Raw genomic sequence first — 13,600 nt, 5'->3', positions numbered from 1 at the left:
GGCAGCGATGGCTCAGGAGCAGATTAGGCGTGGTGGTGGAGGTGATGACGATGAGTTCGCCAGCGGCACGACTGCGGGCCAGGAGCGTCGCGAGAAGCTGACTGAGGAGACCGACGACTTGCTCGACGAGATTGACGATGTCCTTGAGGAGAATGCGGAAGACTTTGTTCGTGCGTACGTGCAAAAGGGCGGACAGTGACCTGGTCGTTTGCTGATCATCTGCCTACCAACTTGGCACTTCCCGGAAGCTCAGTGATAAATCAGTCTTCGTTCGCCGACTTGCTGCGCCGCCAGGCGCCGGAATTGCTACCGGTGAGCCTCGGTGGCTGGCAATCCGGTGATGGCGGTGGGCAATTGCCGCACGGAACCACGATCGTTGTGCTGAAATACCCAGGCGGCGCCGTCATCGCGGGTGATCGGCGTTCTACGCAGGGCAATATGATCGCTAGCCGTGATGTGCGCAAGGTATACATCACCGATGACTACACCGCCATCGGTATCGCCGGCATTGCTGCCGTCGCGGTCGAGTTCGCCCGCCTCTACGCGGTCGAACTCGAGCACTATGAGAAGCTCGAAGGCGTGCCACTTACGTTTGCTGGCAAGGTAAACCGGCTTGCGATCATGGTCCGTAGCAATTTAGTGGCAGCGATGCAGGGGTTGCTGGCGTTGCCACTGCTGGCGGGCTACGACATTCATGCATCTGACCCGCAGAGCGCGGGGCGCATTGTCTCCTTCGACGCCGCCGGCGGCTGGAACATCGAGGAAGAGGGCTACCAGTCGGTGGGGTCGGGGTCGATTTTCGCTAAGTCGTCGATAAAGAAGTTGTACTCGCAGGTCTCCGATGCCGATTCGGCCTTGAGGGTAGCTATCGAAGCGCTATATGACGCCGCCGATGACGATTCCGCTACCGGCGGGCCGGATTTGGTTCGCGGCATCTACCCTACGGCGGTCACTATCGGTGCTGAAGGAGCGGCCGAGGTGCCGGAAAGCCGGATCGCCGAACTTGCCCGCGAGATTATCGAACGCCGTTCGCGCGTGGACACTCGTGGCTCCTCTGGTGGGAGTGAGAAATGAGTTTTCCGTACTTCATCTCCCCTGAACAGGCGATGCGTGAGCGCAGTGAACTCGCCCGCAAGGGCATCGCTCGGGGACGAAGTGTGGTAGCGCTGGCTTATGCTGGTGGTGTGTTGTTCGTCGCGGAGAACCCGTCACGGTCACTGCAGAAGATCAGTGAACTCTACGATCGGGTGGGCTTTGCGGCCGCGGGTAAGTTTAACGAGTTCGACAATTTGCGCCGCGGTGGGATCCAATTCGCTGATACTCGAGGTTACGCCTACGATCGCCGCGACGTCACTGGCCGGCAGCTGGCCAACGTCTACGCGCAGACGCTTGGCACTATCTTCACCGAGCAGGCCAAACCGTACGAGGTTGAGTTGTGCGTTGCCGAGGTTGCGCACTACGGCGAAACGAAACCGCCTGAGTTGTACCGGATCACTTACGACGGATCGATCAACGATGAACCATATTTTGTGGTCATGGGTGGTACTACGGAGCCGATCGCTAACGCGCTCAAAGAGTCGTATGCCGAGAACGCCAGCTTGACCGACGCTCTGGGGATCGCGGTCGCAGCACTGCGGGCGGGCAGTGCAGATGCCGCCGGTAGCGATCAACCGACCCTTGGCGTAGCCAGCTTAGAGATGGCTGTTCTCGATGCTAATCGGCCGCGGCGGGCGTTTCGGCGGATCACCGGCTCTGGGTTGGAAACACTGCTGCGGGAAACGGATGCCAAGGGTGCCCAGAGGCCCAAAGATGCTGGGGATTCGAAGGACTCGAAATCCGACCGTGAATCGACGGATTAGGGGTAGGGCCTGTTGTTCGGCCATAGTGGCCAATTAATTAAGGCTGGCACTGGCAGCACTGCTGCCAGGATGCCTACCACGGTGACGTTGGACGACCACGTCAACCAAGTTGGTGCGGCGTCCGGATCGCTGAGCGGCCGGTGTCCTTCAAAAGGCGCTCAACGACGTGATTCGGGACGGTGTCTTAAGGTGACTCGAACCGCGCCGGTTTACCACATGCATCACTGACTTGGCCGTGTCCGCAGTAAATCTCGATCGGGCTTTGCCAATTGCGGCCGAGCTCGAGGACGAGGAACTCGTGCGTCGTCAGCGGCGTCGATCATGAGCGTCGCTCCTTCTCGTCGTCTCGCTCCGCATCGTCACCGGCGGAATCATAACTATCCATGAAAATCGTCGACACGAACGTGTTGTTGTATGCCGGTAACACACGTCTAGCAAACGCCACACGTTGTCCTTGCGTTGGGTCGACGAGGTGCTACGGTGTGCCGACCGCATCGGATTCGGGTGGATCCCGTTGTCGGCGTTCGTTCGGCTCACGACCAAGGTGGGGTTGTTTCTCCGCACGATTTTTTCAGAGGATGCCATCGGTCAGGTTGCGGATTGGCTGACGGCGCTGAGCGCGGTGCTGGCGCAACTGGGAACTGGCTGCCACTTCGTCAACGACGCCTACTTGGCAGTGCTTGCAGTCGAGCATTGCTCCAACAGCGTATCCCATGGCAGCGACTTTGGCCGATTCGGCAGCGTGCCCGGCGATTAACCGTCGGCGCTGCTGTCTATACTATAATTTGAATGTATATGCTGTCTGTACTATAACTAGTACATCAGCACTGTGAGAGGTCGGTGTTGGCAGTCTGGGTAGTGGTAGGTTGCAGAGGCTCAAACACCCGTCTCGGGGAGCTGGTTAAGGTAGTGTTGCTGACGCGCTCGGGCCAGTGATGTCGCCTTGCCAAGCGTAATAACTGTCCACACAGTCGACCGCCTAGTGGGCGTGCTGCTTGTTCAGTGCGGGCTGGGTAGCTAGGTTAGCCAATATATCCTCCAGTTTACGGCCCCGCTACGTCAGGTGGCGAACGGGTCGTCGTTGAAGGAGTCGGTCAGCAAGTAGAACGTAGCGGTGAGATGCTTGCATGGGACGGCGTAGTTGGGACAGGCTGTAGGTCAGCGGCGGTTTCCCGTGCGTGGGCTGCGGACAGCTGACAGGCCGAGTTCGGCGAAGACATCTATCACAGTCGTCGAGCATCTCGCCGGAGAGTAATTCGCTGTTTATCAAGCATTTTTAGCCAGTTCCTGTTCGCCATGAGTGCATTCGGACTTTCCGAATGCGGGGGGAACCTGATCCGGATCGGATTAAAAACTGACCCTGCTGCTTTATATCTTCGCGATAACCGAGCTCGGTCCACCTCGAGCGCGATCACTTGCCCTTGACGGCGGCTGCGCCTGTTAGTCGGTTGCCCCTGCCCAATGTTCTCCAGCACCGCATGAAGCGCTCCGAACACCAGGTCTGTGTGGTCAGGCCGCGGGCACTGCGCACCTTGATTCCGTTCTCAACGGTGCGGGACCGCTATGGCGATGGTACCAGGCCCTACTCACCGATAATTCCTTTTGACCATGCGAACACCTCGCGCAGATCCCGTGCGGTGATCATCGGCCAGCCAACCTTTGTCGTCGATGATCACCAGGTCGGCCAGTGCTTTTTTCTCCTCGATCATTTCGTCGATCTTCTCCGCGAGAATGCCTGTGCAGATGAACTTGCGCATCTGCACCGTGCGCCGCTGTCCGATTCGGAATACCTAGTCTGTCGTCTGGTTTTCTATCGTCGGGTTTTCACTACCGATCTAGGTACACGATATGATTGACGGCGGTTAGGTGCAGCCCGGTACCGCCCGTCTTCAATGACAGCAAGAAGATGGCCGGCCCGTCACCGGACTGTTAAGGGCCGTTGTCTTGTCGCGTCGTTTCTTCGGAGTTCCCCCGTGCAGGTAGGGGACGTTGTGAACGAAGTGTGCGCCAAGTGCGGCACCAGCAGCTCGGTGAACTGGGTAAAGCACAGCGCCTGGTCGCCCTTGGCCAAGACTTCTTCCAGGTCCTTCTCGAGCCCGGATCACTTTCTCCGAACTGCGGCTAATCGGTCAGCGATCGTGAAGCAGCTGGGTCGGATGGTTGCACATCTGTTTGAGTTTGGCCATCGCGGCCAGCATGTTGTCGCGCTGTTTAATCCCCTCTGTGTTCGCGATCTTTTCCTGCGTGTCGTCGACGACGGCCTGATACAGGAGCTCTGTTCGGTGACTGGTTGGCAGTATTGCTTGGTCTTTATCTTCTCTGGAAAGTAGTCGATGATCCCAGGGTCTGGTTTGCGCCCGCACAGAATCTAGGGGCGCGCGCCGCCCCTCGGCAGGCTCAGTCTATCTGTATCGTTCAACACCCATTGGCTGCGCAGCCGATCAACGGGGCCTTGGTCTCGGCCAGCGTCGCGATTTCCTCCTAGGTGAAGGTCTAGCCACTGACGGTCGACTCCCAGTGGAATTCGACAAGCTGCTCACGACCGAACTTGCTAGCCTTGCCCATTACTCCGTCGACCGGGTCGTACGCGGACAAGACTAGCCGTAGCCGGCGAGGCCGATCCCACCAGGATGGTGGCAGCACGACTAAACCGGCTTTGTCAAGCACAGCCGGGTGATGACCTGCAGGAACTGATGCGCACCGTCGGCGTCGAGGGGGAGCTCGTATGAGCACGCAGTGCGCAACGCCTAGGAGGCTGCTGGGAAAATTTGGCTGGCCCGGCCTAGCCGGTTAGCAGCAGCATCTGAGGTCGGTCCAGCCACCGCCGCAGGCTGCCGTCGTCGTTCCACGCTTGTTCAGCGGCGACTAACAGGCTCGGGTCGGCCGTTGACTGCAACAAGAATTTCAGCCGCCACGATGCCCCGCGACTGTCTCCTTGGTCTCGATTAGAAGATTTGGCTGCCGGGGTGGATCGTATATTTGAGACCGTTGGACGCAATCCAAATAACCGTACTTTCTGGCAGTTACACGTTACGCCAATCCGTCCAGAAGGTTTTCGATAGGCGGTGCTTTCTACAGTCACACTTGAGAATTGATGGATGTGTCGACCCCAACGGGTAAGGCACCACGTGGTCGCTGTCGCAAAATGTGGTGGGCTGATCACACCGGGGGGAACTGACAGGTTGTGTCTCAGTCCCAGGATCTGGATGAATTCAGCCAACGCTGTGCTAAGCCGGTACCCGCCGCTCGGGTGGGAGGTCGACGGTATGGCGCACTTGGTAGATTTTGGCCTAACCGTCAATAGTTGGGACAACAGTGGTGTGGGCACCACGTCGTGGCAGGTGTTCAGGGCGGTGGGCGGTTTGTCCGACGATGGCGTGGGGCGGATCAGGTTGGGGGCTAACGCCTCGGCGGCCATGTCGGGCGTGATGGGGTCGGGTGGAGCTTCGAGTGCTGATGTTTCAACTATAACGTGGATGACCACACTGGTTTCCTGTTCGTTTTGTCGATACCAGATGGATAGTCGGTATTGTTGGAGCCGCGGGCGAGTCATTCGGCGCTAGTAGCCAGCCTGCCAAGTGCGTTGGCGTGGCGCTGTTTGATCGTGTGCGGGCGATCGTCGCGTACCGTGTAGGGGCCCAGCCGGCAATCCAGCAGAGCGGCGTTGGTGACTAGCCGGCCCCAAAGCGCGGTGGTGCCGGTCTCATCATCGTGAGTGCCAATGCACATTTCGCGACTGCAGGCTTTGGTGCGTGTGTGACCAGCGCACCAGAGTCACAGCGATCGATCAACGGGTCGATGGCCTTTTCCAGTTTGGCTGCTGTCAGCGGACTCCATGCGGTTGCGTGTTCGGCCAAGGCGGTATTGATGAGCCGCAGCGCTTCCTCGTCGCGGACGATTGATAGGCGAGTACAGGTGCGCCACGTGACGATAGATACTAATCGCGTACTGAGCCCTCACGCCAGAAACATTGCTGCTAACTTGGGCAATCGATTTAGGGTGAGGCGGAGACGTACCTGTATTGAGGCATTGCCGTGGCTGATGCTCAGCGCAACAGCCACTTCGGCAGCTGCGCAGTCCTCGATCTCGGCCGCCAGCTCGGTCCAGTTCTGTCGGGTTCGGCATTGATACATCGAATGTGCGTTTGTTGCTAGGGGGGGTGGCACTGACATTGATGGGTGGTCGGTACCCGTGGGCGTGGCTCGCCCACCGCGATGCTCAAACAACCAGTACCCTCAAATATGTGCAGCGTCGAATTATGGGAATCGAAACCGAATTCGGTGTCACCTGCACATTTCATGGTCACCGTCGTTTGTCCCCGGATGAGGTGGCCCGCTACCTGTTCCGCCGAGTGGTGTCCTGGGGTCGCAGCTCCAATGTCTTCCTGCGTAACGGTGCTCGCCTCTATCTCGACGTGGGCAGTCATCCCGAGTATGCCACCGCCGAATGCGACAACCTGGTGCAGCTGGTCACCCATGACCGGGCCGGCGAATGGGTGCTGGAGGATCTGCTCGTTGACGCCGAGCAGCGACTCGCCGACGAAGGCATCGGTGGTGACATTTACCTGTTCAAGAACAACACCGACTCGGCGGGCAACTCCTACGGCTGTCACGAGAACTACCTGATCGTGCGCGCCGGTGAGTTCTCCAGAATCTCGGATGTGCTGTTGCCGTTCCTGGTCACTCGTCAGCTGATCTGCGGAGCCGGCAAGGTGCTGCAAACCCCCAAAGCCGCGGCGTTCTGCCTGTCACAACGTGCCGAACACATCTGGGAGGGCGTCTCTTCGGCGACTACTCGTAGCCGACCGATTATCAACACCCGCGACGAGCCGCACGCCGACGCTGAGAAGTATAGGCGGCTGCACGTCATCGTCGGTGACTCTAATATGTGCGAGACCACCACCATGCTCAAGGTGGGCACCGCCGCGCTCGTGTTGGAAATGGTCGAAGCCGGGATTCCGTTTCGCGACTTTTCGCTGGAAAACCCTATTCGCGCCATCCGCGAGGTCAGCCATGACATCACTGGGTGCCGGCCGGTGCGGTTGGCCGGAGGGCGTCAGGCTAGTGCGCTAGATATCCAGCGGGAATACTACGCCCGGGCCGTCGAGCATCTGCAGACCCGGGAGCCCAACACCCAGCTCGAGCAGGTCGTTGACCTTTGGGGCCGTCAGCTCGACGCCGTTGAGAGCCAGGATTTCGCCAAGGTGGATACCGAGATCGACTGGGTGATCAAACGTAAGTTGTTTCAGCGCTATCAGGACCGCGACAACATGGAGCTTATCGATCCGAAGATCGCCCAGTTGGACTTGGCCTATCACGACATCAAGCGCGGGCGCGGTGTCTTCGATCTACTGCAGCGTAAGGGGCTGGCGGCGCGCGTCACGACCGACGAAGACATAACCGACGCGGTCGACCATCCGCCGCAGACCACCCGCGCCAGGCTGCGCGGTGAGTTCATTAGCGCCGCGCAGGCGGCGGGACGTGATTTCACCGTCGACTGGGTACATCTTAAACTGAACGACCAGGCGCAGCGCACGGTGTTGTGTAAAGACCCTTTTCGCGCGGTCGACGAGCGGGTCAAACGACTGATAGCGAGCATGTAGCTATACATGGCGACTTCGAAAGTCGAACGGCTGGTCAACCTGGTTATCGCCTTGATGTCGACCCGTGGCTACATTACCGCTGAAAAGATCAGATCCAGCGTGGCGGGTTACTCCGACAGTCCTACCGTAGAGGCGTTCTCCCGGATGTTTGAGCGCGATAAGAACGAGTTACGTGACCTCGGCATACCGCTCGAGGTTGGCAAGGTGTCGGCGCTAGACTTTTCCGAGGGCTACCGCATCAACCGCGATGCGTACGCACTTCCTCCCGTCGAGCTAACCCCGGACGAAGCGGCTGCAGTAGCTGTCGCCACTCAGCTGTGGGAATCGCACGAACTGATCACCGCGACACAAGGCGCATTGCTCAAGCTGCGGGCCGCCGGGGTGGACATCGACCCCCTCGATACACCGGTGGTCATCGTCTCTTCGGCTGGGGTGTCGGGTTTGCGTGGGTCGGAGGACGTTCTGTCAATCCTGTTATCGGCTATTGGTTCTCGGCAGGCAGTGCAGTTTCGGTACCGGTCGTCGCGGGCGGAGCCCTACACCACGCGCACCGTCAAACCGTGGGGTGTGGTCACCGCGAACAGTCGCTGGTATCTCGTTGGCCACGACTGCGATAGCAATGCCACCCGTACCTTTCGGCTCTCTCGGATCGGTTCGGAGGTCGCGCCGATCGGGCCAGTCGGCGCTGTCACCGTGCCTGACGGCGTCGATTTGCGCAGGATCGTGTCCAGCGCCGTCGCCAAAGTGCCGACTGACGCTATCGCCCGGGTGTGGGTCGTCGACGGGCGGGCCACTGCGTTGCGCCATGCTGGACGACCCGCCGGTGCTCGGCGACTGGGCGGCCGCGACGGTCAGGTGATCGAACTCGACATTGGATCCATCGACCGGCTGGCTCGTGACATCGCTGGCCACGGTGCCGACGCTGTCGTGCTCGAGCCAGACGCTCTGCGCGACGATGTGCTGACACGGTTGCGCGCCCACGCGGGAGCAGGGCCTTTATGACACAGCTGTCCACCCACCTGGTGCGGCTGCTCAATATGGTGCCGTACTTCCAGGCTAACCCGCGGATCACCCGTGCGGAAGCTGCCGCCGATTTGGGGGTGTCCGCCAGGCAGTTAGAGCAGGACCTTAACCAGCTGTGGGTGTGCGGTCTTCCTGGCTATGGCCCCGGTGATCTCATTGACTTCGAGTTCTCTGGTGACACCATCGAGGTGACTTTCTCAGCGGGCATCGACCGACCGTTGCAGCTGACGTCGCCAGAGGTCATCGGCCTGCTGGTGGCGCTTCGGGCACTGGCCGACATTCCGGGGGTGGTTGATCCGGAGGCGGCGCGCAGCGCGATCGCCAAGCTCGAGGTCGCAGCCGTTGTTATGGGGCACGAGGTCACTGGATCGGTGGCCTCAGTCGATGCGCGGCCGCCCTCCGAGAGTCACGTCGCGGCCGCAGTGCGCGCGGCTGTGCGGGACGAACAAGCACTGGTGATAGACTACTACTCTGCGTCGCATGACACTTTGACCAGCCGGATCGTCGACCCTATCCGAATACTGCTGGTAGGCGACCAAAGCTACCTCCAGGCCTGGTCGCACGAAGCCGAAGGGGTTCGGCTGTTCCGCTTTGACCGGATCGTGGCGGCCCGCGAGCTGGATGAGCCGGCCGCCGCACCTGAACCAGCGCGGCAGGCGCGGCCAGACACATCGCTCTTCGACGGCGACCCGTCGCTGCCTTCGGCGACGCTGTGGGTGGCGCGTTCGGTGTCCTGGATATTCGACTACTACCCGATGCGGCAGGTCCATGAGTTGCCGGATGGGTCTTTCCAGGCGGTCATGACTTACGCTTCGGATGATTGGATGACGCGCTTGGTGCTAGGCTTCGGGTCGGCCGTGAAAGTACAATTACCGGAGGCGCTCGCGTACCGAGTGCGAAATGCTGCGGTCGCTGCTCTGCAGTTCTACCAGGCTACGGTTCAGGCGTGATGCCGTAGTGCGGACGCTGGGAGGTGGGGCTGCTGCTGTAGCATCCGCTGGATGTCTGGAGGTAAATAAAGTGGGCAGTCTTAGTCCATGGCACTGGACGATCTTGGCTGTCGTAGTGGTCCTGCTGTTTGGTGCCAAGAAGCTCCCCGATGCGGCGCGCTCGTTGGGTAAGTCGATGCGCATCTTTAAGTCCGAACTACGTGAAATGCAGACCGAGAACCAGGTGGAAGCGTCCGCCCTTGATAAACCAATGCTGACCCCCACGGCCGCGCAGTCCCAGCGGGTCGACCCGCCGTGGTCGACCGAGCAGGGTCACACCGAGGCGCGGTCGGCTTAACACGGCACACCGTCGCACTCCTAGAGCGTCACTGACCAAACGTCGTGAACGGTTGCAGGGCTTTAGTGCGTGTCTGTGGCATCCTCAAACGACTTAAGCGGCATTACAGGCGCAGTCGCACCAATCCAGATGCGACTATGTCGCTGGTCGGCCACCTTACTGAGCTGCGGACCCGGCTACTGATCTCGTTGGCCGCGATCGTGGTCACCACAGTTTTCGGGTTCATCTGGTACTCCCATCCCATCTTTGGGTGGGAGAGTCTCGGCGAGTGGTTACGGCGTCCGTACTGTTCGCTGCCGCAAGCGGCACGTGCGGATATCAGTGCCGACGGGCAGTGCCGGTTGTTGGCCACAGCGCCGTTCGATCAGTTCATGCTGCGAATCAAGGTTGGGATGGCCGCGGGGATCGTGTTGGCCTCCCCAGTGTGGTTTTACCAGCTCTGGGCGTTCATCACGCCGGGGCTCTACACGAAGGAACGTCGCTTCGCGATGGCTTTCGTGGTCCCGGCAGCGGTGCTGTTCGTCGGCGGTACTGTACTGGCACATTTGGTGTTGCCCAAAGCGTTGGGTTTCTTGCTGCTTGTCGGTAGCGGTGTGCAAGTGACCGCGCTTTCCGGCGACCGGTATTTCGGTTTTCTGTTGAGCCTTCTGGTGGTTTTCGGGGTCAGCTTTGAGTTCCCGCTGTTGATCGTCATGCTCAACATCGCTGGCCTTCTGACCTATCAGCAGCTGAAGTCTTGGCGTCGTGGTCTAATATTCGTGATGTTTGTGTTTGCGGCTGTATTCACGCCCGGATCTGACCCATTTTCGATGACAGCGCTTGGAGCGGCTCTGACCATGCTGCTCGAGCTGGCTATCCAGGTAGCTCGGCTGCACGACAAGCATAAAGTCAAGCGTGAAGCCTTAATCGATGACGATGAAGCGTCTGCCATCGAGCCGCCCTCGTCGATACCGGAACGGTCGTATACTGCTACGTCTAATGACGACGTTACATAAACGTCGGCGCCGCGCGGCGGCAGCATGACTGACCTGGCCGAGTTGGTCCGGTTCATCGCGGAACTGCCCTTTTCGCTCGACGATTTTCAGCAGCGGGCGTGTGCGGCACTTGAACGCGGCCATGGTGTGCTGGTCTGCGCGCCGACCGGTGCCGGCAAGACCGTGGTCGGCGAATTCGCCGTACACCTTGCGTTAGCGGCTGGTGGTAAGTGCTTCTACACCACACCGCTGAAAGCGCTGAGCAACCAAAAGCACACCGACCTCACTGCGCGCTACGGCCGCAACCGGGTCGGGTTGCTGACTGGTGACCAATCGGTGAACGGTGATTCGCCCGTGGTGGTAATGACCACCGAAGTGCTGCGTAACATGCTTTACGCTGATTCGCCTGCACTACAAGGACTTTCCCATGTGGTTATGGACGAGGTGCACTTTCTTGCCGACCGGATGCGGGGTCCGGTATGGGAGGAAGTGATCCTGCATTTGCCCGATGAGGTGCGAGTGGTCAGTCTGTCGGCGACAGTGAGCAACGCCGAAGAGTTCGGTGGCTGGGTCCAGACCGTACGCGGCGATACGACGGTGGTCGTCGACGAACATCGGCCGGTGCCATTGTGGCAACACGTCTTAGTCGGTAAGCGGCTCTTCGACTTGTTCGATTACGACAGCAACGTCGACCAATCTCGCGTCGACCCTGACCTGCTACGTCACATCGCACATCGCCGCGAGGCGGACCGGAGGTCGGACGGGCGAAATCCCCGCCGGCAGAGGGGGAGAAGCAACGGTGTCCGGCCGGGCTTCTACCGGCCACCTGCGCGCCCGGAGGTAATCGCGATCCTGGATGCCGAAGGACTTTTGCCGGCGATCACGTTTGTGTTCTCTCGGGTCGGTTGCGACGACGCAGTTCGGCAGTGCCTGCGGTCGCCGCTGCGGCTGACCAGCGAGGAGGAGCGCGCCCAGATTGCGGAGATGATCGACCATTGTTGTGGTGGTCTCGCGGACGTCGACCTGACGGTACTCGGCTACTACGAGTGGCGGGAGGGGTTGATGCGCGGTCTGGCGGCCCATCATGCTGGGATGTTGCCGGCATTCCGACAGGCTGTCGAGGAGTTGTTCGCCGCGGGGCTGGTGAAGGTGGTGTTTGCCACCGAGACGTTGGCGCTGGGTATCAATATGCCCGCGCGCACGGTGGTGCTTGAGCGGCTAGTGAAATTCAACGGCGAACAGCATGTTCCGCTGACGCCGGGGGAGTACACCCAGCTAACGGGCCGCGCCGGCCGGCGGGGCATCGATGTCGAGGGTCATGTGGTGGTGATCTGGCACCCCGGCGAAGACACCAGCAAACCTTCAGCGGTGGCCGGCTTGGCTTCCACTCGTACCTTTCCGCTACGTAGTTCGTTTGTGCCTTCGTACAACATGACGATCAACCTGGTAAACCGGATGAGTCCCGAGCAGGCGCACAAGCTGCTAGAGCAGTCGTTTGCCCAATACCAAGCCGATCGATCCATCGTCGGGTTGGTCCGAGGCATCGAACGCGGTACTCAGATGCTTGGCGATATTGCCTCTGAACTTGGCGGGCCGGATGCGCCTATTTTCGAATATGCTCGGCTACGTGCGCGGATCGCAGAGATTGAGCGTGCGCATTCCTGCGCGTTTAGGCTACAGCGTCAGCAGGCGGCCAATGATGCGTTGGCGGCGTTGCGGCGAGGCGATATCATCACCATCACGCATGGTCGGCACGGCGGACTGGCGGTGGTTCTCGAATCTGCCCGCGATAGCTCCGACCCGCGCCCGTTGGTGCTCACCGAACACCGATGGGCTGGACGGATTTCCTCGTCGGATTATGTAGGTGCGGCCGCGCCGGTTGGCTCGATGACGTTGCCCAAGCGGGTCGAACATCGCCAGCCGCGGGTTCGTCGTGAGCTAGCCTCCGCGTTGCTATCGGCCGCCACACGGTTGTCAGTTTTTGATGTCGGCGGTGGAGTCGATAAAAACGGCTTTAATGACGGTGCATTGCACGATCCCGAGCTCGCGTCGTTGCGCGCGCAACTGCGTCGTCATCGGTCACATGACACACCCGGCTTGGACGCCCAGTTACGGCAGGCCGAGCGCTATTTGCGCATCGAACGCGACAACGCGCAGCTGCAGCTTAAAGTGGCCGCAACCACCAACTCGTTGGCTCGGACTTTTGATCGGATCGTCGGGTTGCTCACCGAGCGCGACTTCATCCAAGGCCCGGCTGATGATCTCCAAGTTACTGATGACGGCCGGTTGTTGGCCCGCATCTACAGCGAAAGCGATTTGTTGGTCGCTGAATGCCTGCGAACCGGTGCATGGGCAGGCTTGCGGCCCGCGGAGTTAGCAGCCGTGGTCTCAGCGGTGCTCTACGAAACGCGTGTTTATGACGGCCCCGGTGGCCCAGTTGACGCCGAGGCGCCCACACCGCGGTTATGCCAGGCGCTGCAACACACTTCGAGGTTATCCGCGATCTTGCGCGCCGATGAGCAACGGCACCGAATCGCGTTGAGCCGTGAACCCGACGACGGGTTTGTCGATGTCATTTACTGCTGGGCTCGGACCGGTGATTTAGCGATGGTGTTAGCTGCGGCCGACGCGGCGGGTAACGGTGTGCCGTTATCAGCGGGGGATTTTGTGCGCAGTTGCCGCCAGGTGCTCGACCTATTGGATCAACTTCGCAACGCTGCCCCCGACCCTGATTTGCGAGCCACAGCTAAGCGCGCAATAAACGATGTCCGGCGCGGCATCGTTGCAGTTGACGCCGGGTAGGCTGGGCCGGAGCTTCGGTTGTATCCCGGATGTGTCAAGGAAGCAAGAAAACT

General features: G+C 60.2%; 11 protein-coding genes and 3 pseudogenes. 12 read left to right on the top strand and 2 right to left on the bottom strand.

The window, feature by feature from the left end; all coding sequences use genetic code 11:
* The first annotated feature begins 7 nt into the window (after nt 1-7).
* The 5 genes and pseudogenes from MLPF_RS14990 (at nt 8) to MLPF_RS14975 (ending at nt 2,616) form a co-directional block, all read left to right on the top strand.
* Nucleotides 8-199, top strand: coding sequence for a ubiquitin-like protein Pup (locus MLPF_RS14990; RefSeq protein WP_045843065.1), 192 nt, complete (start codon nt 8-10; stop codon nt 197-199).
* Nucleotides 196-1,074: a proteasome subunit beta gene (prcB, locus tag MLPF_RS14985; protein WP_045843066.1), complete on the top strand. Its 879-nt coding sequence runs from the start codon at nt 196-198 to the stop codon at nt 1,072-1,074. The genes MLPF_RS14990 and prcB overlap by 4 nt, the downstream gene beginning before the upstream one ends.
* Nucleotides 1,071-1,859: a proteasome subunit alpha gene (prcA, locus tag MLPF_RS14980; protein WP_045843067.1), complete on the top strand. Its 789-nt coding sequence runs from the start codon at nt 1,071-1,073 to the stop codon at nt 1,857-1,859. The genes prcB and prcA overlap by 4 nt, the downstream gene beginning before the upstream one ends.
* Before the next feature lie 69 nt (nt 1,860-1,928).
* Nucleotides 1,929-2,184 (top strand): annotated as a pseudogene (locus tag MLPF_RS16655) (antitoxin).
* A gap of 58 nt (nt 2,185-2,242) precedes the next feature.
* Nucleotides 2,243-2,616 (top strand): annotated as a pseudogene (locus MLPF_RS14975) (PIN domain-containing protein).
* 825 nt (nt 2,617-3,441) lie between these two features.
* On the opposite strand, the pseudogene MLPF_RS18155 reads toward MLPF_RS14975, so the two are convergent.
* Nucleotides 3,442-4,645: pseudogene (locus tag MLPF_RS18155) on the bottom strand (DEAD/DEAH box helicase); the annotation flags it as partial.
* 420 nt (nt 4,646-5,065) lie between these two features.
* On the opposite strand from MLPF_RS18155, the gene MLPF_RS14960 reads away from it, so the two are divergent.
* Nucleotides 5,066-5,422, top strand: coding sequence for a hypothetical protein (locus tag MLPF_RS14960; protein WP_050039096.1), 357 nt, complete (start codon nt 5,066-5,068; stop codon nt 5,420-5,422).
* Here the strand turns inward: MLPF_RS14960 and MLPF_RS14955 are convergent.
* On the bottom strand, nt 5,409-5,588 hold the full coding sequence (locus tag MLPF_RS14955; RefSeq protein ID WP_050039097.1) for a hypothetical protein: 180 nt from the start codon (nt 5,586-5,588) through the stop codon (nt 5,409-5,411). The two genes, MLPF_RS14960 and MLPF_RS14955, sit on opposite strands and share 14 nt — an antisense overlap.
* A gap of 514 nt (nt 5,589-6,102) precedes the next feature.
* Between MLPF_RS14955 and pafA the strand changes: the two genes are divergently transcribed.
* The 6 genes from pafA to MLPF_RS14925 all read left to right on the top strand — a co-directional run bounded on the left by pafA (nt 6,103) and on the right by MLPF_RS14925 (nt 13,547).
* Nucleotides 6,103-7,461 (top strand): Pup--protein ligase, encoded by a 1,359-nt coding sequence (gene pafA / locus MLPF_RS14950; RefSeq protein WP_156147092.1) that lies wholly within the window; start codon nt 6,103-6,105, stop codon nt 7,459-7,461.
* A 6-nt stretch (nt 7,462-7,467) separates the two neighbouring features.
* A complete protein-coding gene (locus MLPF_RS14945) occupies nt 7,468-8,463 on the top strand; it encodes a helix-turn-helix transcriptional regulator (protein WP_045843068.1) in 996 nt (331 codons plus the stop codon).
* A complete protein-coding gene (locus tag MLPF_RS14940; RefSeq protein WP_045843069.1) occupies nt 8,460-9,434 on the top strand; it encodes a helix-turn-helix transcriptional regulator in 975 nt (324 codons plus the stop codon). Before MLPF_RS14945 ends, MLPF_RS14940 begins: the two co-directional genes overlap by 4 nt.
* Before the next feature lie 70 nt (nt 9,435-9,504).
* Complete coding sequence (tatA, locus tag MLPF_RS14935) at nt 9,505-9,771, top strand: Sec-independent protein translocase subunit TatA (protein ID WP_045843075.1); 267 nt, start codon at nt 9,505-9,507, stop codon at nt 9,769-9,771.
* 65 nt (nt 9,772-9,836) lie between these two features.
* The gene (gene tatC, locus MLPF_RS14930) at nt 9,837-10,766 is read left to right on the top strand and encodes a twin-arginine translocase subunit TatC (RefSeq protein ID WP_156147093.1); all 930 of its coding nucleotides are present in this window, start codon (nt 9,837-9,839) and stop codon (nt 10,764-10,766) included.
* Nucleotides 10,767-10,790: 24 nt separating this feature from the next.
* Nucleotides 10,791-13,547 (top strand): DEAD/DEAH box helicase, encoded by a 2,757-nt coding sequence (locus MLPF_RS14925; RefSeq protein ID WP_045843071.1) that lies wholly within the window; start codon nt 10,791-10,793, stop codon nt 13,545-13,547.
* Nucleotides 13,548-13,600: the final 53 nt, after the last annotated feature.

Source organism: Mycobacterium lepromatosis, assembly GCF_000975265.2.
Lineage (GTDB): Bacteria > Actinomycetota > Actinomycetes > Mycobacteriales > Mycobacteriaceae > Mycobacterium > Mycobacterium lepromatosis.
This window is presented reverse-complemented; position numbering and strand designations above follow the sequence as displayed.